General features: G+C 61.1%; 23 protein-coding genes. 14 read left to right on the forward strand and 9 right to left on the reverse strand.

Going from position 1 to position 21,804, the window contains the following annotated elements; translation table 11 throughout:
- Positions 1-145: 145 nt before the first annotated feature.
- The 6 genes from WB528_RS09190 to WB528_RS09215 form a co-directional block, all read right to left on the reverse strand.
- Entirely contained in the window at positions 146-1,414 is a 1,269-nt protein-coding gene (locus tag WB528_RS09190) for an AAA family ATPase (RefSeq protein ID WP_423888105.1), read from the reverse strand.
- Positions 1,411-2,127, reverse strand: coding sequence for a CpaD family pilus assembly protein (locus tag WB528_RS09195; RefSeq protein WP_423888106.1), 717 nt, complete (start codon positions 2,125-2,127; stop codon positions 1,411-1,413). Before WB528_RS09195 ends, WB528_RS09190 begins: the two co-directional genes overlap by 4 nt.
- Before the next feature lie 210 nt (positions 2,128-2,337).
- The gene (locus WB528_RS09200; RefSeq protein ID WP_423888107.1) at positions 2,338-3,771 is read right to left on the reverse strand and encodes a type II and III secretion system protein family protein; all 1,434 of its coding nucleotides are present in this window, start codon (positions 3,769-3,771) and stop codon (positions 2,338-2,340) included.
- Positions 3,772-3,815: 44 nt separating this feature from the next.
- Positions 3,816-4,610, reverse strand: coding sequence for a Flp pilus assembly protein CpaB (gene cpaB / locus WB528_RS09205; RefSeq protein WP_423888108.1), 795 nt, complete (start codon positions 4,608-4,610; stop codon positions 3,816-3,818).
- 278 nt (positions 4,611-4,888) lie between these two features.
- The gene (locus tag WB528_RS09210; protein WP_423888109.1) at positions 4,889-5,413 is read right to left on the reverse strand and encodes an A24 family peptidase; all 525 of its coding nucleotides are present in this window, start codon (positions 5,411-5,413) and stop codon (positions 4,889-4,891) included.
- Positions 5,414-5,794: 381 nt separating this feature from the next.
- On the reverse strand, positions 5,795-5,959 hold the full coding sequence (locus tag WB528_RS09215; protein ID WP_291563592.1) for a Flp family type IVb pilin: 165 nt from the start codon (positions 5,957-5,959) through the stop codon (positions 5,795-5,797).
- Between the two features lie 313 nt (positions 5,960-6,272).
- Between WB528_RS09215 and WB528_RS09220 the strand changes: the two genes are divergently transcribed.
- Together WB528_RS09220 and WB528_RS09225 are read left to right on the forward strand one after the other, a co-directional pair.
- Positions 6,273-7,100, forward strand: a complete 828-nt coding sequence (locus WB528_RS09220; protein WP_423888110.1) for a sterol desaturase family protein — start codon at positions 6,273-6,275, stop codon at positions 7,098-7,100.
- Between the two features lie 150 nt (positions 7,101-7,250).
- Positions 7,251-7,742, forward strand: coding sequence for a pilus assembly protein N-terminal domain-containing protein (locus WB528_RS09225; protein ID WP_423888111.1), 492 nt, complete (start codon positions 7,251-7,253; stop codon positions 7,740-7,742).
- Between the two features lie 176 nt (positions 7,743-7,918).
- On the opposite strand, the gene WB528_RS09230 is transcribed toward WB528_RS09225, so the two are convergent.
- The 3 genes from WB528_RS09230 to WB528_RS09240 all read right to left on the reverse strand — a co-directional run bounded on the left by WB528_RS09230 (position 7,919) and on the right by WB528_RS09240 (position 10,138).
- On the reverse strand, positions 7,919-8,131 hold the full coding sequence (locus WB528_RS09230) for a cold-shock protein (protein WP_002714433.1): 213 nt from the start codon (positions 8,129-8,131) through the stop codon (positions 7,919-7,921).
- Between the two features lie 267 nt (positions 8,132-8,398).
- Entirely contained in the window at positions 8,399-8,692 is a 294-nt protein-coding gene (gene infA, locus WB528_RS09235) for a translation initiation factor IF-1 (protein ID WP_422251413.1), read from the reverse strand.
- Between the two features lie 21 nt (positions 8,693-8,713).
- Positions 8,714-10,138 (reverse strand): DEAD/DEAH box helicase, encoded by a 1,425-nt coding sequence (locus tag WB528_RS09240; RefSeq protein WP_423888112.1) that lies wholly within the window; start codon positions 10,136-10,138, stop codon positions 8,714-8,716.
- Between the two features lie 559 nt (positions 10,139-10,697).
- Here WB528_RS09240 and urtA point away from each other — a divergent pair.
- The 12 genes from urtA (at position 10,698) to WB528_RS09300 (ending at position 21,569) form a co-directional block, all read left to right on the forward strand.
- On the forward strand, positions 10,698-12,017 hold the full coding sequence (gene urtA / locus WB528_RS09245) for an urea ABC transporter substrate-binding protein (RefSeq protein WP_423888113.1): 1,320 nt from the start codon (positions 10,698-10,700) through the stop codon (positions 12,015-12,017).
- Positions 12,018-12,282: 265 nt separating this feature from the next.
- Positions 12,283-13,935, forward strand: a complete 1,653-nt coding sequence (gene urtB / locus WB528_RS09250) for an urea ABC transporter permease subunit UrtB (protein ID WP_423888114.1) — start codon at positions 12,283-12,285, stop codon at positions 13,933-13,935.
- A complete protein-coding gene (urtC, locus tag WB528_RS09255; RefSeq protein ID WP_423888115.1) occupies positions 13,932-15,101 on the forward strand; it encodes an urea ABC transporter permease subunit UrtC in 1,170 nt (389 codons plus the stop codon). Before urtB ends, urtC begins: the two co-directional genes overlap by 4 nt.
- A 5-nt stretch (positions 15,102-15,106) precedes the next feature.
- Positions 15,107-15,868, forward strand: a complete 762-nt coding sequence (gene urtD / locus WB528_RS09260; protein WP_423888116.1) for an urea ABC transporter ATP-binding protein UrtD — start codon at positions 15,107-15,109, stop codon at positions 15,866-15,868.
- Between the two features lie 3 nt (positions 15,869-15,871).
- Entirely contained in the window at positions 15,872-16,567 is a 696-nt protein-coding gene (urtE, locus tag WB528_RS09265) for an urea ABC transporter ATP-binding subunit UrtE (protein WP_423888117.1), read from the forward strand.
- 51 nt (positions 16,568-16,618) lie between these two features.
- Positions 16,619-17,455 (forward strand): urease accessory protein UreD, encoded by an 837-nt coding sequence (locus WB528_RS09270; RefSeq protein ID WP_423888118.1) that lies wholly within the window; start codon positions 16,619-16,621, stop codon positions 17,453-17,455.
- Positions 17,456-17,480: 25 nt separating this feature from the next.
- Positions 17,481-17,783: an urease subunit gamma gene (locus tag WB528_RS09275; protein ID WP_423888119.1), complete on the forward strand. Its 303-nt coding sequence runs from the start codon at positions 17,481-17,483 to the stop codon at positions 17,781-17,783.
- A gap of 9 nt (positions 17,784-17,792) precedes the next feature.
- The gene (locus tag WB528_RS09280; protein WP_423888120.1) at positions 17,793-18,098 is read left to right on the forward strand and encodes an urease subunit beta; all 306 of its coding nucleotides are present in this window, start codon (positions 17,793-17,795) and stop codon (positions 18,096-18,098) included.
- 28 nt (positions 18,099-18,126) lie between these two features.
- A complete protein-coding gene (ureC, locus tag WB528_RS09285) occupies positions 18,127-19,842 on the forward strand; it encodes an urease subunit alpha (RefSeq protein ID WP_423888121.1) in 1,716 nt (571 codons plus the stop codon).
- Between the two features lie 48 nt (positions 19,843-19,890).
- A complete protein-coding gene (locus tag WB528_RS09290; protein ID WP_423888122.1) occupies positions 19,891-20,187 on the forward strand; it encodes a putative quinol monooxygenase in 297 nt (98 codons plus the stop codon).
- Positions 20,188-20,200: 13 nt separating this feature from the next.
- Positions 20,201-20,806, forward strand: a complete 606-nt coding sequence (ureE, locus tag WB528_RS09295; RefSeq protein WP_423888123.1) for an urease accessory protein UreE — start codon at positions 20,201-20,203, stop codon at positions 20,804-20,806.
- On the forward strand, positions 20,787-21,569 hold the full coding sequence (locus WB528_RS09300; RefSeq protein WP_423888124.1) for an urease accessory protein UreF: 783 nt from the start codon (positions 20,787-20,789) through the stop codon (positions 21,567-21,569). The genes ureE and WB528_RS09300 overlap by 20 nt, the downstream gene beginning before the upstream one ends.
- The last annotated feature ends 235 nt before the right edge of the window (positions 21,570-21,804 follow it).

Consider the following 21,804-nt stretch of genomic DNA (forward strand, 5'->3'; position numbering starts at 1 on the left):
ACGATGGGCGGCGAGGGAACTCGCGAGGCGGCCGGCGCGGACGCCGGAGCGGCTTCCGGCGCGGTCTGGACGGGTCTTGCGACCCGTGTGTCGCTTTCTGTTCCGCTACGCTTACCAAACACGACTACACTCCAGACGGGTCAAATCACTTTGACCGAAATTTATCGATCAGAGGGGACAGGAACGAACCTCGCGGCTTTTTGGTTTCGCCGCGGCCGGTGAGCCGCTGCGCGATCTGCCGGAACATCTCGGTGCTGCGATGATTTTCGGAGATTTCCGCGATCATCTGGCCGTTATTGGCAGCCGCGCCGAACATCTGGGGATCGAACGGAATCGACACGATCGGCTCGCATTCGATCGCCTTGGCGAACTCGCTCGCATTGATCTCCGGCCGTTTGGGAACGCCGACCTGGTTGAGGCAGTACAGCGGAGTCCGGTCGTTGGGCCGGGCCGCCTTCAGCAGGTCGAAGATGTTCTTGGTGTTGCGGAGGTTGGCAAGGTCGGGTGCCGCGACGATCAGGATATCGTCGGCAGCGACCAGTGCGCGCTTGGTCCAACCGGACCATTGATGCGGAATATCGAGCACGATGCAGGGCATCGTGGTGCGAAGCGTGTCGAAAATCGCGTCAAAAGCTTCGACGCCGAAATCGTAGACGCGATCGAGCGTTGCCGGCGCCGCCAGCAGGCTGAGATGATCGGTGCATTTCGACAACAGGCGGTCGATGAAAGCGGTGTCGACCCGGTCGGGCGAGAATACCGCGTCCGCGATGCCTTGTGGCGGGTCCTGGTTATAGTCGAGGCCGGCCGTGCCAAAGGCGAGGTCGAGATCGGCCACCACCGAATCCAGCGTCAGGTCGCGCGCGATCGCCCAGGCAACGTTGTGGGCGACGGTCGATGCGCCGACGCCGCCCTTGGCGCCGACGATGGCGATGATGCGGCCCACTGCCTTGGCTTCCGGCGAGGAGAACAGCCCGCAGATCGAACGCACCACGTCGATCGTGTTGATCGGCGCGATCACGTAGTCGCTGACACCCCGCCGCACCAGTTCGCGATACAGCGTGACGTCGTTGATGCGGCCGATCACGATCACCCGGGTGCCCGAGTCGCAGACAGTGGCAAGCTGGTCGAGACCAGTCAGGATGTCGGTGCGGCCTTCGGTCTCCAGAATGATCACGTTTGGCGTGGGCGCGGTTCGATAGGCCTCAACCGCGGCCGCCATGCCGCCCATCTGAATTTTCAGATGTGCCTTGGCAAGCCGCCGGTCTTCGCCCGCCGACTGGACGGCTGCGGCGGTCTCGACCGTTTCGCAGAAGGCCTGCACCGACACCCGTGGCGCGGGCGCGATGTGGTCTTCGGCGGGCGGTGGAGCGCCCTCTGGCTGTGCTTCTGGATTCTGACGCGCGTAACTGATCATTTGCCTGTATCGCTAAGTTTGGCCTTGTCGGATTCGGGATAGTTGGTCGTCGTGGTCGTTCCCTTGCGATATTTCTCGAAGCCTTCGGAGCGCCGCACGGTATAGGCCGGGGTCTCCGGACGCGGCTGCACGAGGTCCGCAGGGTTGTCGACCATCGCGGCCATGTTGCGCTGATAGGCGCAGCCAAAGTTGTAATAGGGCTTGTTTTCGAGATAGCCCTTGTCCTTGATTGAGGGGCCGAGGTCTTCCGGCCATAGTCCGCACGGGCCGGCCACCGCCGTGATTTTCGGGTAGCTCAGGCGCAGCGTCGCCAGCTGACGCGGATCGTTCGGATGATATTGGTGCATGGTGACGCCGCGAGACGGCACGCCTGCCGCAGAAAGCAGGGACTGCGCTTCCCGGAACGCATCAGCGGCCGCCCGCGCATTGGGAGTGCCGACGGGTACGTCGGCCACGATCGCGCCGGTGCCCTCTTGCAGCCAGATCTCGGCCAGTCCCATCACATCGGCGCGTTGCTCTGCCGACAGGCCGCCGCGAGCCCGGCCGACAAAAATCACGACGGAGCGATTGGCTTCCTGAATCGTAATCGGGTGCCTCAAGCGATAATCGTCGGGAACGCTCGCCGTCGTCGCGACCTGATCGGTATGCGTACAGGCGCCAAGGGCGGTCGCGAGACCGACGAGTGCCGCCCATTTGAAGTTCCTGAACCGCAAGCGGCCAATTCCGTCCAGAAACTTCAAATGGAAAAGCGGCACTCGAATCATGGATTTGCTAGTGCCCATAACTTTCCGAGGTTCGTGAAAGGTGGGGGCTGAGGCGGGCCACGAACTTCGGAAAGTGGGCGTTAGCGCGCCCGCGACGCGGAGGTCGCGCCGATATTCGACGGGTGTCCTGGCTTTCATGGTCGTCGTCCTTGTCCCGTCTTAGTCCGTGATAAAGCCATAGGTGCCGCGATAGTTCTGGGCCGGTTCGTTGCGACCAGGAACGCCGTAGATGCGGTTGATGCTGCCGAGCAGATCGGATTGCGGATCGGATGCCGAGGCGAAGCCGTCGTCCGGACGCGACAGGTCCTTCTGCGCGACCGCGCGAACGACATAAGGCGTCACAATCACCATCAGCTCGGTCTTGTTGTCCTGGAAATCGCGGCTGCGAAACAGCGTGCCTAGTATCGGCAGCTGTGAAAGTCCGGGAAGGCCGTTGATCGCCTGCTTGGTCTGGTCCTGGATCAGGCCGGCCATCGCCATCGAACCGCCCGAGGGGATTTCGAGGGTCGTTTCCGCGCGGCGGGTCTTGACCGAAGGAACGGTGATTCCCGTCACGGTGATCGAATTGTCGTTGGAGACTTCCGACACTTCCGTCATGACCCGGAGGCTGATGCGGCCTCCGGTCAGCACCACCGGCGTGAAGTTGAGCGAAATACCGAATTTCTTGAAAGCGATCGAGGGGGCGCACTGTCCGACGGAGCCAGCGGCCGTCGTCTGACATGTCACGCCGGTTGGAATGGGGAATTCGCCGCCGGCGATGAACGTCGCCGATTCGCCGGAAATCGCGGTCAGGTTCGGCTCAGCCAGTGTTCGGGTCACGCCGGCGCTCTCCATCGCGCGCAGGGTGGCCGAGACTGACGGGGTACCGCCGAACGAAGTGGTGATGGCATTGGTCCCGACCAGCGGCTGGCCTGTCGCCGTGAACGGGTTGGAGTTGTTGAAGTTCACGACCGCAGTGCCGTAGTTGAGCTGGCCAGAGAGATCGATGCCCAGTTGCTTGATGATCGAGCGCGCGACTTCGGCGACCGTCACTTTCAGCATCACCTGGTCGCGTCCCCGGACCGTGATGGAGTTGACGACCTTGTCGATGCCGCCCGCCAGCCGCGCGGCAACATCGGCCGCCTGCTGCGCCTCGATCGGGCTTGCCGCGGTGCCGGTGAGAATCACGCTGTCGCCGAGCCCTTCGATCTGAATGTCGGAATTCGGCAATATCTGCTTGAGCGCGGCGCGCGCGCCGTTGAGGTCGCGCTTGACGGCGATGTCATAGGCCGCGATCTGCTGGCCGGCCGAATCGAAGAACACGATGTTGGTCTGCCCGACCGCTGCGCCGATGATGTAGGCGCGCTGCGCCGAGCGCACGACCGCATTGGCAATCTTGGGATCGGCCACCAGCACGTCCTTGATGTCGCGCGGCAGGTCGATCACGATCGACTTGCCGATGCCGAGCGAGAGAAACCGCGCGTTCATCTGTCCGTCGGCGGAAACCTGCGGGATTGGACGGGAATCGGCAGCCAGTGCCGGAACCAAAGCGGGATTGAGCACCATCGCCACCGCGGCCGAAAACGACAGGGCGCGAACCCAAACGGCTCGCATCGGAAGCTGACTTTCCCCGCATTTCATCTCGTTAGGTCCTTTGGTCACTTCTGGATCGCCGTGGGGTTGTTGACGCCGTAGCGAACCACATTGATGGTGCCGGTCTGGCGGGATTTTTCCTCGACGGCGACTTCAACCTGATTGACGTCGGCGATGCTGCGTAGCGCCAGCGACAGCGTGCCGGCCTGGCGCGCGGCGGCCAGATGCGCCGCCTGCTCAGGCTTCAACTCGAGCGTAACGGTCTTGCCGACGACAGAGTTCTGGCCATCCTTTTCCTTCGGCGCCTGATCGATGGCGAGAACGCGAATATTCGAGAGGATGATCTGGGGGATCACGAGATCGCCGGTGGCTTTCGGATCCGGATTCTTTTCCCGCCTGGTCAGGATGACATCCACCCGGTCGTTCGGCAGGATGAAGCCGCCGGCGCCGGTCTCCGGCGAAATTTCGGTCGATATCGCGCGCATCCCCTGCGGCAGGATCGCGGCCATGAAGCCGGATCCATTCGCCTTGATCAGTTTTGGCTCGCGGATCGGCTCGCCCGCGATGAAGGGCGAGCGCGCGATCGAGCCGGTAATTTCCTTGGTGGCGTCAGGACGGTCGCTGCGGCGGATGAAGGAATTGCTGGCAGCCGCTGCCGGCCAGGTCTGCCACAACATGTCGTTGGGCGTGACTGTCTGGCCGAGGCCAATATCGGATTTGGCCACGAGAACATCGACCGTCTGTAGCTGCGCGACCGGCTCGGTCGGAGGTGGTTTGCTATCCGATCCACTTGCGAGATAGGCAGCGACACCGCCAGCGCCAAGAGCGATGGTCAGGACGACAATGCGTGCCCTATTCATACGCTTCACTTTCCACATTACGCCGCGACGGTTCCGCCGCCGTAACAGGAGTTGACCAGTTATTCGTCAAAGCATGGTTAATGAGGGGTATCTAAATCGCGTTAATGAGAGTTTACCTCTCCAGTGCCGCCTATTTGAAGTTCCTGCGCCGCAAGCGGCCAAACACCGGTTCAGGAACTGCAAATGGAGGAGCGGCACAGGACCAATCTGTTTTCTAGTGCCCATAACCTTCCGAAATTCGCAAAAGTAAAAGGTGCGTGCTGAGGCAACAAGCGCGATCAACCGATCATCAGGCGCGTCAGGTCGACCGCTTTGATCCACTCGGTCTCCGGATAGATCATGAGCGCGCCAATGGCGAGTGCGATGCCGTAAGGAATCCCGCTTTCCTTGGCGTGCAATTTGAGCAGCCAGGCCTGACCTGCCAGCGCATAGGGCAGTGGCCACTGCCGGAACTGCAGCAATAGCAGCGTCAGAACGCCGCCGAACAGCGAGGCGTAGACCAGGTAGTTCAGCAGGTAGGCGAAGCCGAACCAAAGCGCGGCTGCGGCCGCCACCTTGGCGTCTCCCCCGCCGATCCATCCAAACGCAAAACAGACAAAGGCGCCTGCGAGCACGGTGGCGCCGGCCGCGAGGTGCATCAGGATGTCCGTGGGCGCCATGCCGCTTGCGAGAGCCAGAGCGAGAAAACCCGCCGCAACCGCCAAGGATACACGATTTGAGATCGTCATCGTGAACAGGTCGCTCGCGGCCGCGAACGCCATCAGGGCCGGGAAGAACAGGAGACGAGCGACGTCGAGGATCATGAAAGGGGGGTGGCTCGCGTTCAGGGATCGGACAGCTGCCCTCGACGCTATCGACGATAAATGAACAATCGGGAAACGACGGCGAGCCTGGCGCCCCTTTTCCGTTTGAAATTCCTGGACGCAATCTGCGGCTTGCGGTGCAGGAACTTCAAATGGGCGACACGAGCACGCCGGCAATCCGAAAGACGAGAAAGACGAGCGCGAGCAACAGGGCGACGCAGACAATGGCGGTTGGCGAGGCCTGCCCAGGGCCGGCCCGAACAGCTATCGACCCTGCCGGAGCCGGCGCAGCCGGAACGATACGCATGTTACGCTACCGAATTACGGACGAAAAAAAGGCCCCGGATCAACCGGGGCCCGATGTTCAAAGTCAACCGACGCTTATTTCAGCGAGGTGTTGATCGAGGTGAACTTGGTGTTCAGGTTGCTGCCGAGGCCGTTGACGACGGCGATAATGGCAAGCGAGATGCCGGCGGCGATGAGGCCGTATTCGATGGCGGTGGCGCCGGACTCGTCCTTCACAAAACGCGCAATCAGATTCTTCATAGGTAAAACTCCATGTGACACGTGGCTGGTCGAACTAACTGTGGTCTCGCCGGCGTTCTCAGCACCGTGACCATGGTGCACCCTACGTTCGGACGATTGCGGCACAGTTAATTCGATCGCGCAAACCGCCCCAATTCGCGGTGTTCTTGAGCACAGTAAATTTGGAATTAACTGGTTCCCTCGGATTCAATCAAACCGTCGTGTAGCGATTCCCTTCTATTAAAAGACGGACGAACCAGCGCTGCGCTTTCCATTTTACGGCTCCTTAAGCGGCGAGGCGTACGCCTTACGCAATCGATCGAATGAGGCCGCCATGTCCAGTCTAACGTTGGAAGTCGTCGAGATGCTCGGTCAGACGATTACCAAGGTGGTGCCGATCACGATCGTTCTGGCTCTCGTGTTTTCGGTGCTGACGTATTTCTGGGCCTGCAATCCCGGGACGCCCTGGTGGCGCAAGCGGGAACTGGTCACCGACGTCTGCTACTGGTTTTTTGTTCCGTTGTTTGCGCGCGTGCTGCGGATCGGCTTGCTCGTGCTCGGAGCGGGCGTGGTCTTCAACATTCACGACGCCGACGGCCTGATTGCGTTCTATGACAATGGGCACGGTCCGTTGTCGGAACTGCCGCTCTGGCTTCAGGGACTGCTGTTTCTGGTGCTCTCCGACTTCATGTTGTACTGGCTGCACCGGCTGTTTCATGGCGGCGCATTCTGGAAGTATCACGCGATCCATCATTCGTCCGAAGAACTGGACTGGATTTCTGCGGCGCGCTTCCACCCGGTAAATCTGTTCCTGGGAACGATTGCGGTCGACGTCATCCTGCTGATGGCAGGTATCTCCCCGAACGTCATGCTGTGGGTCGGCCCGTTCACGACGTTCCATTCCGCCTTCGTGCACGCCAACCTGAACTGGACGCTCGGGCCATTCAGATATGTGCTGGCAACGCCGGTGTTTCATCGCTGGCATCACACGCCGCTGGAAGAAGGCGGCGACACCAACTTCGCGGGAACGTTTCCGATCTGGGACATCCTGTTCGGGACGTTCCGGATGCCGGAAGGCCGGCTACCGCAGGACTACGGTGCGGACGATCCGCGCATTCCTAATGAAATTGTTGGGCAACTTGCTTACCCTTTTCGCCAGTAGCCCTCGAGAGGGTCGGGAAACTGGCTTCCATTTGCAGTTCGCTGGCTTCCATTTGCAGTTCATTCACTAATTGACGTCAGATTTGCCTCGTCGGGCGCCGGTTCCGCTGCGTATCGCTCCATCCGGCTTGTTCACGTCCCGGGGTATCGTATGTCGTCTCAGTCCTTGCGTTTTTCCTTGCGTTCCGCGTTTAGCGCGCTTGCGGCCGGAATGCTGATGTGGCCGATGGCAGCCGTCGCAGAACCCTTCGCGAACGCCATCGCGGTGAACGTCGATCAGGCCAGGCTCGTGAAGTTGCCGGCCCGTGTCGCCACCATCGTGGTCGGCAATCCGCTCATCGCGGATGTCGCGCTGCAAGCCGGCGGAGTCCTCGTCGTTACCGGAAAGGGCTACGGCGCCACCAATTTCATTGCGATGGACCGCGCGGGCGAGGTGCTGGTGGATCGTCTGATCCAGGTCGAGGGTCCGAGCGACCAGCTCATCACGGTTTATCGCGGTGTGGATCGCGAATCCTATAGTTGCATGCCGATCTGCCAGCGCCGCATCACGCTCGGCGATGGCGACTCCTTCTTCAAATCGACCATGGACCAGGCCGGGAATCTGAGCGGCCAGGCCAGCGGCGCCGCGGCGACCAAACAATAGAAGGAAGGCGGGGCGGCAGGGTTGGAGCGCCGCTTCCGCAGACAAGAAAAAGGCCGCGCAGCGCGCGGCCTTTTTTGGTTGTTCAGGACCTGGTTTGCTTGTTCAAGACCTGGTTTGCACGAAGCAAAAATCCGGCAGCAGGTATCTGCCGCCGCAATTTTCACCGTGGTCCGGCTTCAGCCGGCTGCGCGCAGGTTGTCAGCGGAAGACTTGCCGGAACGGCGATCGGCGACGATCTCGTAGCTGATCTTTTGGCCTTCACGCAGGGTTCCAAGGCCGGCGCGTTCGACAGCGCTGATGTGCACGAACACGTCGTTGCCGCCGTCATCCGGCTGGATAAAGCCGTAGCCCTTGGTAGCGTTAAACCACTTCACGGTTCCCATGCTCACGGGATAGTCCCTTCTCAAGATAGATATAACGAAGCCCACTTTCGCAGGCTGGTGAGATCGAATTTTTGGAAGGGTCGTCAGCGTCTAAACCGGCTGTACCGGTGGATAGCTAATGTCGTCCGGCCGAAAATCGATAACGCCATATTATTCCAAAGTAGCGATCCAAACAATCCTGAGGTCGCGATTTTTTGATCGTGGCCGAAAGGCGGCGGGCCCGCGGCCTGCGCCGACGGGTTTCTGTTACGGGGTCAAAAGCCAACGGTTGTGTTATCTGCGTCGGAATTGGCCACGCTGCGGTGCGCCGCGTTGAGCGCCTCCGCCGGGAGCCCCGCCCGGACGTTCATCCTTGTGGCGGAAAATCAATCGGCCTTTTTCCAGATCGTAGGGTGACATTTCGATCGTCACCCGGTCACCCGCCAGGGTCTTGATCCGATTCTTTTTCATCTTGCCTGCCGTGTAGGCAACGATCTCGTGCCCCGCGTCGAGCTGGACGCGGTAACGAGCGTCGGGGAGGATTTCGGTGACCAGTCCTTCGAACTGGATCAGCTCTTCTTTAGCCATGGTTATCTCCAGGTCGATTGGCTAGCGCGGCCGTTGGGTGCGGTTAGGCTGGGTATTCGGACGTCTCTCGCGATGCAAAAACGCGACCCCCTGCAATCCTTCGGCCTTGCCGCCGCCTTGTGCGGGACGGTTCGGCTCTTGCCGATTGACCTCGTTCCGGCCGGTTTTTGAAGCGCCATTGTTACCACCATGCCGGTGGTGTCGGCGAGGGCCTTTCGATCCTGCCCCAGCATCATTTGCGCGTGCCGCATGTGCCCGGGGCGCAGATCGCCCGCCGCGATGTGGCGCCGGCGCCGGAGCTGCGTCGCGATGACCCGGCGTGCGCCGATCCTCCCGCGGTAGCGCGATGCGGATCAGCTTCTCGATGTCACGCAAATAAGCCAGTTCCTCGGCTCCTGCGACCAGCGAGATCGCGATCCCCTCAGCGCCCGCGCGCGCGGTACGGCCGATGCGATGGACATAGGTTTCGGGGATGTTGGGAAGGTCGAAATTCACCACATGCGAGATGCCGTCGACATCGATGCCGCGGGCGGCAATGTCGGTGGCGACCAGTGTGCGGATCTGTCCGGTACGGAATGCGGCGAGCACCCGCTCACGGTGATTTTGCGACTTGTTGCCGTGGATGGCGTCGGCAGTGATGCCGGCCCGTGCGAGGCTCTTCACCACCTTGTCGGCACCGTGCTTGGTGCGGGTAAAGACCAGCGCCCGATCGACCGGCTCCTGCTTCAGAAGCTGCGCCAGAAACGCGGGCTTGGCCGAGTGATCGACCTGGATGATGCGCTGGGTAATGCGCTCGACCGTCGAGGCCACCGGCGTCACCGCAACCCGTGCGGGATCGCGCAGCATGGCTTCGGCAAGCTCGGCAATATCCTTGGGCATGGTCGCCGAGAAGAACAGCGTTTGCCGCCGGACAGGCAGTTTGGCGACGATCTTCCGGATGTCGTTGATGAAGCCCATGTCGAGCATGCGGTCGGCCTCGTCGAGCACGAGGAATTCGACCTGGCCGAGCTTGAGCCCGTTGCTCTGTACGAGATCGAGCAGGCGGCCGGGCGTTGCCACCATCACTTCGACGCCCTGCATGATGGAGCGGACCTGGCGTCCCATCGGGACGCCGCCGATCGCCAGCGCCGAGGTGAGGCGCATGTGGCGGCCATAGGCGTTGAAGCTGTCGAGAATCTGGCCGGACAACTCGCGCGTGGGGCTCAGCACGAGCACACGGCAGGTCTTGGGCTGCGGCTTGATACGGTTGGCCAAGATGCGATGCAGGATCGGGAGCGCGAAGGCGGCCGTCTTGCCGGTGCCGGTCTGGGCGATGCCGACTACGTCACGGCCGGACAATGCGAGGGGAATGGTTTGAGCCTGGATAGGCGTGGGCGTCAGGTAATTCTCTTCCTTGAGTGCACGCGAGATGGGATCGGCGAGGCCGAAGTCCTGAAAGGAGGTCAAAAGGGGATACTTTCCAATGTAAAGCGCTAGCTCCCCGGCCTTGTTGGCCGAGAACGCGCGGGGTGCCTGGGACACCCGCGTGTAGAGGGCATCGATGTTGTTAGCTGAAGGGGCAAGCCAGAAGCCTGAGCTAAAGATACTGCAAGGCTTAGGAACACGCAGCTCGCGCTGACCCGATGATTCCGGGTTCGTGCTGCTCATATGGAACACGAACACGGCTCTTTCAAGGTATATCTTCCGGTCGCTTGGCCTTTTGGTGCTGGAAACGAGCGCAAGCTTAAGATGCTGAACGGCCGGCTGCCGAAATTTTGTGCCGATTAGTTGGGGCGACGCCGGATTTGCTCACTAATTGAGCTGTTTGCCGAGGGCGCATACATTTTCTTTGCCTAGATACTAGCCGCGGCTGCGCATTTGGTGGCCGCCTGAGCTATATTCCATAGCAAAAACATTATCTTACCACCTTGAACGGCCGTGGCACGGTTCTTGCGATTCCGTTAACGGAGGCGGCCGTGGGGCCGTTTCGCAGCGTTTCATGCCTGCGTCAGGGAGATGACATTTCATGCTTACACAATTTACGCACGATATCGCGACGCTGAGCCGTCGCCGGTGGCTCGCGGCAGCCGCCGGACTGCTGTTGGGCCTAGGCGCGTTCCCGAACGCGAAGGCCGCCGACGACACCATCAAGGTCGGTATTCTTCATTCGCTCTCCGGCACCATGGCCATCAGCGAAACCACGCTGAAGGACACCATCCTCTTCCTGATCGACGAGCAGAACAAAAAAGGCGGCGTGCTCGGCAAGAAGCTTGAAGCCGTGGTCGTCGATCCCGCCTCGAACTGGCCGCTGTTCGCCGAGAAGGCCCGTGAGCTGATCACCAAGGACAAGGTCGCCGTGGTGTTCGGCTGCTGGACCTCGGTGTCCCGTAAATCAGTGCTCCCGGTGTTCAAGGAGCTCAACAACATCCTCTTCTACCCCGTCCAGTACGAGGGCGAAGAGAGCGAGCGCAACGTCTTCTATACCGGTGCGGCTCCGAACCAGCAGGCGATCCCGGCTGTCGACTACCTGATGAAGGAAGAGAAGGTGAAGCGCTGGGTGCTGGCCGGCACCGACTACGTCTATCCGCGCACCACCAATAAAATTCTTGAGGCCTATCTGAAATCCAAAGGGGTGGCCCAGGAAGACATCATGATCAACTACACGCCGTTCGGTCACTCTGACTGGCAGACGATCGTGGCCGACATCAAGAAGTTCGGCTCGGCCGGCAAGAAGACGGCGGTGGTTTCGACTATCAACGGAGACGCCAACGTTCCCTTCTACAAGGAGCTCGGCAACCAGGGCATCAAGGCGACCGATATTCCGGTGGTCGCGTTCTCGGTCGGCGAGGAAGAGCTTGCCGGTCTCGACACCAAACCGCTGGTCGGGCATCTCGCGGCCTGGAACTACTTCGAATCGATCAAGACGCCAGCCAACGAGAAGTTCATCAAGGACTGGCAGGCCTACACCAAGAATCCGAAGCGTACCACCAACGACCCGATGGAAGCGCACGTCATCGGCTTCAACATGTGGGTGAAGGCGGTCGAGAAGGTGAAGTCGACCGATCCTGACAAGGTCATCGATGCGCTTCCGGGCATCGAAACGCCGAACCTGACCGGCGGCATCGCCAAGATGCTGCCCAACCACCACATCACCAAGCCGGTGTTCATCGGCGAAATCAAGGCCAACGGCCAGTTCGACGTGGTGTGGAAGACCCCGGGCCTGGTGGCGGGCGATGCATGGTCGAAGGAGCTCGAGGGTTCCAAGGACCTGATCGGCGACTGGGTCGGCAAGAAGTGCGGCAACTACAATACCAAGACCAACAAGTGCGGTGGTCAGGGGTCTTGATCTCCGGGCCGATGATCTGAATAGAAGAAGGCCCGTTTTCCACGAGACGGGCCTTCGCTGTAGATCGTGATAAAAGCTAATCCGCGAGAACGGGAAGGCGGCGACTTCTCCGCCTTCCGCTAGTGTTCCGGTTCTGACATTCGTACGCCGTCGCAGCGGGTTCGTTTACGAATGTCAGGGCCAAAGGGACACTGGCAATTATAAATTATGGTGCGGCTTCGGATTGGACATTCGCTCGGAGGACTCGCGGCTGCTACTGAAGCGAATGTCAAATCCACCGCACTATTACTTCTGCCGAGGTCATCCAGTGGTCACCAATGTCTTTGACCGTCTTTGCTCGCTCGTTATTGCTGTTTTCCTGATTACCGCTCTGACCTTGCCTGCGTTTGCCGGTGCTTTCGAGGATGCGGTCGCCAAATTCGCCAACGACGATTTTTCCGACACCGATGAGGCGATCGGCATTGTCGCGGCTTCCGGTAATCCGCTCGCCTTTCCGATCATCAGCGCGCTCGGAGAGGACCGGCTTTCGGCCGATCCCGACACCAAGAAGGTCTTCATCACGCAAGCGGACGGCAAGATCATCGACGCCGCGACTGGTGCGGCAGTCGACAAGCTGCCGGACAATGCCGCCTCTGTTCGTCTGAACAACCGCTTGCGCCGGAGCGTCGAGGCCGCGCTCGGCAGCCTGACGCTGTTGTCGCCCGATCCCGCCAAACGGATCGCCGCCGCGCAATCGGTCTTCAAGGCGCATGAGGAGAGCGCTCTGCCGGTGATCGAAGGGGCGCTGGCAAAGGAAACCAACAAGGCCGCGAAGGCCGCTTTTGCCGAAGCCCGCGCTGCTATCCTGCTCTATAAATCCGGCACCGGCGATGCCGACAAGCTCGATGCCATCGCTACCATCAAGGCGAGAGCTGATCAGGAAGCGCTGGCGCTGCTGACCGGTCTTACCGATCAGCGTCCTCTGGTTGCGAGCGCCGCCGCCGGCGCGATCGCCTCGATCCAGAGCAGGCTCGCCGTCTGGTCCGCGGTGCAGAACGCCTGGTACGGCCTCTCGCTCGGTTCGGTGCTTTTGCTTGCGGCCATTGGGCTCGCGATCACGTTCGGTGTCATGGGCGTCATCAATATGGCCCATGGCGAGATGGTGATGCTGGGAGCCTATACCACTTTCGTGGTGCAGGAGATCATTCGCACCAGCTATCCCGGCCTGTTCGATTACTCGCTGCTGATCGCGGTGCCGCTTGCCTTCCTCGTTGCAGGCGCAATCGGTGTTGTGATCGAACGCACGATCATTCGTTTCCTCTACGGCCGCCCGCTCGAAACCCTGCTCGCGACCTGGGGGCTCTCGCTGGTGCTGCAGCAGGCGGTGCGCACCGCCTTTGGCCCCACCAACCGCGAAGTCGGCAATCCCTCCTGGATGAGCGGCGCGTTTGAGTTCGGCCAGATCACCATCACCTACAACCGGTTGTGGATCCTTTGTTTCACACTGGCCGTGTTTGCGATCCTGCTGGCCATGTTGCGCTACACCTCACTCGGGCTCGAGATGCGTGCGGTGACGCAAAACCGCCGCATGGCGGCGTCGATGGGAATCGCGACCTCGCGGGTCGACGCGCTGACCTTTGGCCTCGGCTCGGGCATCGCGGGCATTGCCGGCGTCGCGCTGTCACAGATCGACAATGTCAGTCCCAATCTTGGCCAGAGCTACATCATCGATTCCTTCATGGTCGTGGTGTTCGGCGGCGTCGGCAATTTGTGGGGAACGCTGGTCGGCGCCTTCACGCTCGGCATCGCCAATAAATTCCTGGAGCCGGTCGCGGGCGCCGTGCTCGGCAAGATCGCCATTCTGGTCCTGATCATCCTGTTCATCCAGAAGCGGCCGCGCGGCCTGTTTGCGCTCAAGGGACGGGCGGTGGAAGCATGATGCCGCACGTCCTCACGCGCTCGCTTGACCGCGGCGCGGCGCTTTTCCTGATCGTGGTTGCGGCCTGCGGCGTGCTGATCCCGCTGTCGAACCTGTTGTTGCCGTCCGGTTCGATGTTTCAGGTCCCGACCTATCTGGTCGCGCTGTTCGGCAAATACGCCTGCTACGCGGTGCTTGCACTTTCGATCGATCTGATCTGGGGCTATTGCGGCATTCTTTCGCTCGGCCATGGCGCCTTCTTCGCGCTCGGCGGCTACGCCATGGGCATGTATCTGATGCGTCAGATCGGCAGCCGCGGGGTCTACGGCAATCCGGTTCTGCCCGACTTCATGGTGTTTCTGAATTATCCGAAGCTGCCGTGGTACTGGCACGGCTTTGACATGTTCTGGTTCGCGGCGTTGATGGTCATTGTGGTGCCGGGGCTGCTCGCTTTCTGTTTCGGGTGGCTGGCGTTCCGTTCGCGCGTGACCGGCGTTTATCTCTCGATCATCACCCAGGCGATGACCTACGCCTTGCTGCTCGCCTTCTTTCGCAACGACTTCGGATTCGGCGGCAATAACGGCCTGACCGACTTCAAGGATATTCTCGGCTTCAACGTGCAGGCGGAAGGCACGCGTGCCGCCCTGTTCGCGCTGAGTTGCCTTGCGGTGGCGGTCGCGTTCCTGATTTGCCGGGCGGTGGTAACGTCCAAGCTCGGCAAGGTGCTGATCGCGGTGCGCGATGCCGAATCCCGCACACGGTTTCTCGGTTACCGCGTCGAATCCTACAAGCTGTTCGTGTTCACCCTGTCGGCCTGCATGGCCGGCGTCGCCGGCGCGCTCTATGTGCCGCAGGTCGGCATCATCAATCCGTCCGAATTCGCGCCGGCAAACTCCATCGAGGCTGTGATCTGGGTCGCAGTCGGCGGCCGCGGCACGCTGATTGGGGCTGCGCTTGGCGCGGTCGTCGTCAACTACGCCAAGACCTACTTCACGTCTGGGCCGCTCGCGCCCTACTGGCTCTTCATGCTCGGCGCCATGTTCATCCTGGTGACGCTGCTCTTGCCAAAGGGCATCGTCGGCACCTTCACCGGATGGTGGGAGCCGTGGAGAGCGAAGCGTTCAACGGCGAATGCCGAGAGCGCGGCGCACGAAGACGGCATCAGCGAACCCCATATGGCGGAGTGAGAGTGATGAACGTGATGGATACCCGCGCCACTTCCGCGTTGCTCTACCTTGACGGCGTTCATGTCTCGTTCGACGGCTTTCACGCCATCAACAACCTGTCGCTGACGCTCGAGCCGGGAGAGATGCGCGCCATCATCGGCCCGAATGGCGCGGGCAAGACAACGATGATGGACATCATCACCGGCAAGACCAAGCCGGATGAGGGAATCGTGCTGTTCGACGGCGTGGCCGACCTTACAAGACTGGACGAAACCCGCATCGCTGAGCTCGGCATTGGCCGCAAATTCCAGAAGCCGACGGTGTTCGAGAGCCAATCCGTGGAGGACAATCTGCTGCTGGCGCTCAATGTCGATCACAGCGTCAGGGGCACGTTGTTCTGGCGCGGCAGCAATGCCGAGAGCGAGCGGATCGAACGTGTGCTTGAAACCATCCGCTTGAAGGACGCACGCAACCGGTTGGCCGGAAGTCTGTCGCACGGCCAGAAGCAGTGGCTCGAGATCGGGATGCTGCTGGCGCAAGACCCGAAATTGTTGCTGGTTGACGAGCCGGTCGCGGGCATGACCGACGTCGAGACGCACCTGACCGCCGAGCTCCTGAAGGAAATCAACAAGGAAAAGACCGTGATGGTCGTTGAGCACGATATGACTTTTGTGCGCGAACTCGGCGTCAAGGTGACATGTTTGCACGAAGGCACGGTGCTCGCGGAAGGCACGATCGACCAGGTCTCGGCGAACGAGCGTGTCGTCGAAGTTTATCTGGGGCGCTGATCCATGCTGAAGGTCGATAACATCAACCTCTATTACGGCGCGGCCCAGGCGCTGCGCGGTGTCTCGATCTCGGCGGAGCCCGGCAAGGTGACCTGCGTGCTCGGTCGCAACGGCGTCGGCAAGACCAGCCTGTTGCGTGCGATGGTCGGGCAATACCCGATTTCCGGCGGATCAATTACCTTCGACGGCACCGATATCTCCGGCCTCAAGCCTTATGAGCGCGCGCGCAAGGGCATCGGCTTCGTGCCGCAGGGGCGCGAGATCTTTCCGCTATTGACGGTGGAAGAGAACTTGAAGACCGGCTTCGGGCCGTTGGCGCGCCAGGACCGCAATATTCCTGACGACGTCTTCTCGCTGTTTCCGGTGTTGCAATCGATGCTTGGCCGCCGCGGCGGCGATCTCTCCGGCGGGCAACAACAGCAACTCGCGATCGGGCGGGCTCTGGTGATGCGGCCGAAATTGCTGCTGCTTGACGAGCCAACCGAAGGCATCCAGCCTTCGATCATCAAGGATATCGGGCGCGCGATCACTTACTTGCGCAGCCTCGGCAACATCGCGATCGTGCTGGTCGAGCAATATCTCGACTTTGCCTGCGAGCTCGGCGACAATTTTGCCGTGATGGATCGCGGCGCCGTGAAATACGCATGCGATCGAAGTGATCTCGACGCGAGCGAAATCAGCCGTCAGATGGCCTTGTAGAAGGGATTGGCGGCGTGGCGGGTGCGCTCTCGTTGGGGCGGGTTGGGGCGGATGCGGACCGATATGACGAGCCAGAGTGCTGCGATTTTCGCCGCCAACCGGGCCAGGGGCACGGTGCGCTTCAACGTGGCTGGCATCGACGGCGTGACGCGCCGCCGCGAGTTGCACGAAGCCGGATCGTTGCGTGTGCGATTTCCATCGCCGGAAGACGGTGGTCTTTCAGCGGTGCTGGTGAATACCGCGGGCGGCATCGCCGGCGGCGATCGTTTCGAGATCGACATTGCAAGCGGAAACGATGCGCGGCTGACCGTCACGACGGCGGCGGCGGAAAAAATCTACCGCGCTGATGGCCCGGCGGCGGAGCTGAATGTCACGCTGAAGGCCCAAGGCCGCTCACATTTGTCGTGGTTGCCGCAGGAGACGATCCTGTTCGACCGCGCGAAAATCCACCGCCGGTTCGAGATCGATCTTTCGGAAGACGCCTCGCTTCTGCTCTGCGAAATCGTCGTGTTTGGCCGTCTCGCCATGGGCGAGCGAATGCAGACGGGCGAATTTGTCGACCGCTGGCGGTTGCGCCGCGGCGGCAAGCTGGTTTTTGCCGAAAACATTCGTCTCGACGAAGATATCGGCGAAAAACTTGCAAGCCCCGCGATCGCCAAAGGTGGCGTTGCGATCGCCACCGCGCTGATCGTGCCCGGCGACGAGGCGCTGGTGGAGCGAATCCGCGAGGCATCGGACGCCTTCGGTGGCGAAGTCGGCATCTCCGCATGGAATGGATTTGCAATGGCCCGCTTCTGTGCACAAGATGCCGCCCGGCTGCGGGCCGACATGGTGGCGGTGCTCGGCCGCGCCAGCGGTTCGGCATTGCCGCGGCTGTGGCTTAACTAGATTTTTTCAACACCAGAGTGCTCGCATGAATCTCTCTCCCCGCGAAAAGGACAAGCTCCTGATTTCAGTGGCGGCTATGGTGGCGCGGCGGCGTCTGGAGCGCGGCGTCAAGCTCAACCATCCCGAGGCCATCGCCATCATCTCCGATTTTATCGTCGAGGGCGCACGCGACGGCCGCACGGTGGCCGAGCTGATGCAGGCCGGCGCGCAGGTTTTGACTCGCGCGCAGGTGATGGACGGCATCGCCGAGATGATTCACGACATTCAGGTGGAAGCGACGTTTCCGGATGGCACGAAGCTTGTCACCGTGCACGAGCCGATCAGATAGGAGTCCAAGATGATCCCTGGCGAATTCTTCATCAAGGATGGCGAAATTGAGCTTAATGCCGGACGCAAGACAGCGACGCTCTCTGTCGCCAATACCGGCGACCGCCCGATTCAGGTCGGCTCGCACTATCATTTCTTCGAGACCAATCCGGCGCTGAAATTCGACCGCAAGAAAGCGCGCGGCATGCGGCTCGATATCGCCGCCGGCACCGCGGTGCGGTTCGAGCCGGGACAGACTCGGGAGGTGCACCTCGTCGCACTGGCGGGAAAACGCACCGTCTACGGCTTCCGCGGCGATGTGATGGGAAAGCTGTGAGGATTTTGGAAGTGGCGGGGGCCTGATCATGTCCGTGAAAATCAAACGTTCGGTCTATGCCGACATGTTCGGCCCGACGACTGGCGACAAGGTACGGCTTGCCGACACCGATCTGATCATTGAGGTCGAGAAGGATTTCACGATCTATGGCGAAGAAGTGAAATTCGGCGGCGGCAAGGTGATACGCGACGGCATGGGTCAGTCGCAGGCGACCAACAAGCAGGGCGCGGCCGACACCGTCATTACCAACGCGCTGATCGTCGATCACTGGGGCATCGTAAAAGCCGACGTCGCCATTAAGGAAGGCATGATTTCGGCGATTGGCAAGGCCGGCAACCCCGACATCCAGCCCGGCGTGACGATCGTGATCGGCCCCGGCACCGACGTCATCGCCGGCGAAGGCAAGATCCTCACCGCCGGTGGCTTCGACAGCCATATCCATTTCATCTGCCCTCAGCAGATCGAGCACGCGCTGATGAGCGGCGTCACCTCGATGCTGGGGGGCGGCACCGGGCCGTCGCACGGCACCTATGCCACGACATGCACGCCCGGTCCCTGGCACATGGCGCGGATGATTCAGTCGTTCGACGCCTTTCCGGTCAATCTCGGTATCTCCGGCAAGGGCAATGCGTCGCGCCCGGCGGCGCTCGTGGAAATGATCAAGGCGGGCGCTTGTGCGCTCAAGCTGCATGAGGATTGGGGCACGACGCCGGCTGCAATCGACAATTGTCTCGCCGTTGCCGACGATTACGACGTCCAGGTGATGTTGCATTCCGACACGCTGAACGAATCCGGCTTTGTCGAGGATACTGTGAAGGCGTTCAAGGGCCGAACCATCCACGCCTTCCACACCGAAGGCGCCGGCGGTGGACATGCGCCGGACATCATCAAGATCGCGGGCCTGAAGAACGTGCTGCCATCGTCGACCAACCCGACGCGGCCGTTCACCCGCAACACCATCGACGAGCACCTCGACATGCTGATGGTGTGTCACCATCTCGATCCTTCGATCGCGGAAGATCTCGCCTTTGCCGAAAGCCGGATCCGGAAAGAGACCATCGCGGCCGAAGACATTTTGCACGATCTTGGCGCGCTCTCGATGATGTCGTCGGATTCGCAGGCCATGGGCCGGCTCGGTGAAGTCATCATCCGCACCTGGCAGACCGCCGACAAGATGAGGAAGCAGCGCGGCGCGTTGCCGCAAGACAAGGGCAAGGACAACGACAATTTCCGCGTCAAGCGCTACATTGCCAAATACACCATCAATCCGGCGATTGCGCACGGCGTCTCGAAGCTGATTGGTTCGGTCGAGAAGGGCAAGCTCGCCGATCTCGCGCTTTGGTCACCCGCGTTCTTCGGCGTGAAGCCCGAATGCATCATCAAGGGCGGCTCGATCGTGGCAGCGCCGATGGGCGATCCCAACGCCTCGATCCCGACGCCGCAGCCGGTGCATTATCAGCCGATGTTTGCGGCTTTCGGCAAGTCGCTGACTGCTTCCTCCGTAATATTCACCTCGAAGGCGGCTGTTACATCGGGGCTGGCGCGCAAGCTAGGCATCACCAAGAAGCTCTACGCCGTGCAGAATACGCGGAGCAAGATTTCCAAAAAGAGCATGATTCATAACGACGCCACGCCCAACATCGAGGTTGATCCGGAAACTTATGAGGTGCGTGCGGATGGCGAACTCCTGACCTGCGCGCCCGCCGAAGTGCTACCGATGGCGCAGCGCTATTTCATGTACTAGGGTCGCTCGCCTGTGGCGTGATTTTGAACAAGAGCCGGGAGGACGTTCGTGATTTACGTTATTGCCACCACTCATATGAAGCCCGAGGGACGTGAGGCCTTCCTTGCGGGTCACAAGGAATGCATCGGCCAGACGTTAAAGGAAAAAGGCTGCCTGTCCTATGAGGGGCACGTTAGCATTCACGATCCGAACGTCTACGTCGTCGTCGAGCGCTGGCAAACCCGTGACGATCTCAATTCGCATGCGCGTGCGCCTCACATGAAGAAGTGGCGGGAAATTTCGACACCGTTGAAGGTCTCGACCGTGATCGAGGTCATCAGCGACGCCAAGGTCGAGAAGTTCTAGAGAGGCGTCGAGAATGATCCGCGCGACGCAGGCCAAACCGCAGCACCGCTGGAGCGAGCCTTCGGCCGACACGGTCGTGCTCGATTTCGACGATCGCCACCGGCGGCGGATGGCGATGACGGGGACGCGGGGACTCGAATTCCTGCTGGATCTCGAACATGCGGTGGCGTTGCGCGGCGGCGACGCGTTGGTGCTGGAAGATGGCCGGCTGGTCGAGGTCGTGGCGGCGCCAGAGCCGCTTCTGGAAATTCGCTGCAACGACCCTCAGCATCTGGTTCGCGTCGCCTGGCATCTCGGCAACCGCCATCTGCCGACGCAGATCACGGGCAAAGCCTTACGAATTCGTCGCGATCATGTCATCGAACGCATGGTGACGGGGTTGGGCGCGCGGGTGATCGAGATCGAAGCGCCGTTCGATCCGGAAGGCGGCGCCTATGCCGGTGATGGTCACGCGCACGAAACCGATGATCATGCGGACCACAATCATTCCAAACATGATCATGGCGGTCACGATCACGGCCATCACCACGACCACGACCATGATCACGCCCATCACCATGACGAGCATTGTGGTCACGAGCATCGCCACGGCCATCCCCATGCTCATGAAGACAAATAGGCCGCCGAAGGCGCGGCGCGGCCGACGGGAGGAGGCCTCTGCGCGGAAATTGCCGATACCCGCTCCGGACGAGCTATCGGACGACGAAGCAGCCAACCTTTACCGGCTGATGACTTGGCTCTCGCCGTCCTTTCCGGTTGGGGCATTTTCCTATTCCAGCGGCATCGAATGGGCGGTGGAAGCCGGCGACATCACCGATGCCGCATCGTTAGGGCAATGGCTGGCGTCGATGCTGGTGAACGGTGGGGGAATCTGCGATGCGATTTTTTTGGCGCACATCCATCGTGCTGCGACGGCCGGCGATGATGCGCTGCTCGGGGAAATCGCCGAGCTTGCCTCTGCCTTTGTGCCCTCGCGCGAACGGCATCTTGAGACTACGGCACAGGGCAGGGCGTTCATCGAGATCGCGCGGGCCGCATGGCATCATGGTGCGCTGGATCGGTTCATTACAGCTTGCGGTGGCCATTTCGCTTATCCGGTTGCGGTCGGGCTTGTCGGTGCCGCGCATCACATCCCGCTCGCACCGACGCTTCACGCATTTCTCCACGCGGTCGTCTCGAACTGGATATCCGCGGGAGCGCGCCTGGTCCCGCTCGGCCAAACCGACAGCCAGCGCGTGCTGGCGAAGCTCGAGCCAGATGTCGCCGCGACAGCCAAGCGTGCCCTTTCGGTGTCGCTCGACGATCTCAGCAGTACGACCTTCCGCGCCGATCTCGCCAGCTTGCGGCACGAGACGCAATATACGAGGTTGTTCCGGTCGTGATGGGCTATTCTGTCGTCCCGGCCAAGCGAGCGGGGCGGGCGCGAGCCGGGATCCATAACCACAAATGCACGCGGTTGTGCAGGCAGGCGATCCAGCATGCTTTAGCAACTAGAGCTCCGATTCCGAAGTTCGCACGGTATCGCGGCAACCTCCGATGCGAGCTTCGGAATCAAAGGAGCTCTAGTAACTTATTGATTCTAGTGCGGCCTTGAATTTGAAGTTCCTATAAAGCGAT

The organism is Bradyrhizobium sp. (genome assembly GCF_049586575.1).
In the GTDB taxonomy this organism is placed as follows: Bacteria; Pseudomonadota; Alphaproteobacteria; order Rhizobiales; family Xanthobacteraceae; genus Bradyrhizobium.

Bases quoted from the DNA above. Each gene is read 5' to 3' on its own strand.
- WB528_RS09190 (WP_423888105.1), bottom strand. From the start codon at position 1,414: ATGATCAGTTACGCGCGTCAGAATCCAGAAGCACAGCCAGAGGGCGCT.
- WB528_RS09200 (WP_423888107.1), bottom strand. From the start codon at position 3,771: ATGCGAGCCGTTTGGGTTCGCGCCCTGTCGTTTTCGGCCGCGGTGGCG.
- cpaB (WP_423888108.1), bottom strand. From the start codon at position 4,610: ATGAATAGGGCACGCATTGTCGTCCTGACCATCGCTCTTGGCGCTGGC.
- WB528_RS09210 (WP_423888109.1), bottom strand. From the start codon at position 5,413: ATGATCCTCGACGTCGCTCGTCTCCTGTTCTTCCCGGCCCTGATGGCG.
- WB528_RS09215 (WP_291563592.1), bottom strand. From the start codon at position 5,959: ATGAAGAATCTGATTGCGCGTTTTGTGAAGGACGAGTCCGGCGCCACC.
- WB528_RS09220 (WP_423888110.1), top strand. From the start codon at position 6,273: ATGTCCAGTCTAACGTTGGAAGTCGTCGAGATGCTCGGTCAGACGATT.
- WB528_RS09225 (WP_423888111.1), top strand. From the start codon at position 7,251: ATGTCGTCTCAGTCCTTGCGTTTTTCCTTGCGTTCCGCGTTTAGCGCG.
- infA (WP_422251413.1), bottom strand. From the start codon at position 8,692: ATGGCTAAAGAAGAGCTGATCCAGTTCGAAGGACTGGTCACCGAAATC.
- urtA (WP_423888113.1), top strand. From the start codon at position 10,698: ATGCTTACACAATTTACGCACGATATCGCGACGCTGAGCCGTCGCCGG.
- urtB (WP_423888114.1), top strand. From the start codon at position 12,283: ATGTCAAATCCACCGCACTATTACTTCTGCCGAGGTCATCCAGTGGTC.
- urtC (WP_423888115.1), top strand. From the start codon at position 13,932: ATGATGCCGCACGTCCTCACGCGCTCGCTTGACCGCGGCGCGGCGCTT.
- urtD (WP_423888116.1), top strand. From the start codon at position 15,107: ATGAACGTGATGGATACCCGCGCCACTTCCGCGTTGCTCTACCTTGAC.
- urtE (WP_423888117.1), top strand. From the start codon at position 15,872: ATGCTGAAGGTCGATAACATCAACCTCTATTACGGCGCGGCCCAGGCG.
- WB528_RS09270 (WP_423888118.1), top strand. From the start codon at position 16,619: ATGCGGACCGATATGACGAGCCAGAGTGCTGCGATTTTCGCCGCCAAC.
- WB528_RS09275 (WP_423888119.1), top strand. From the start codon at position 17,481: ATGAATCTCTCTCCCCGCGAAAAGGACAAGCTCCTGATTTCAGTGGCG.
- WB528_RS09280 (WP_423888120.1), top strand. From the start codon at position 17,793: ATGATCCCTGGCGAATTCTTCATCAAGGATGGCGAAATTGAGCTTAAT.
- ureC (WP_423888121.1), top strand. From the start codon at position 18,127: ATGTCCGTGAAAATCAAACGTTCGGTCTATGCCGACATGTTCGGCCCG.
- ureE (WP_423888123.1), top strand. From the start codon at position 20,201: ATGATCCGCGCGACGCAGGCCAAACCGCAGCACCGCTGGAGCGAGCCT.
- WB528_RS09300 (WP_423888124.1), top strand. From the start codon at position 20,787: ATGCTCATGAAGACAAATAGGCCGCCGAAGGCGCGGCGCGGCCGACGG.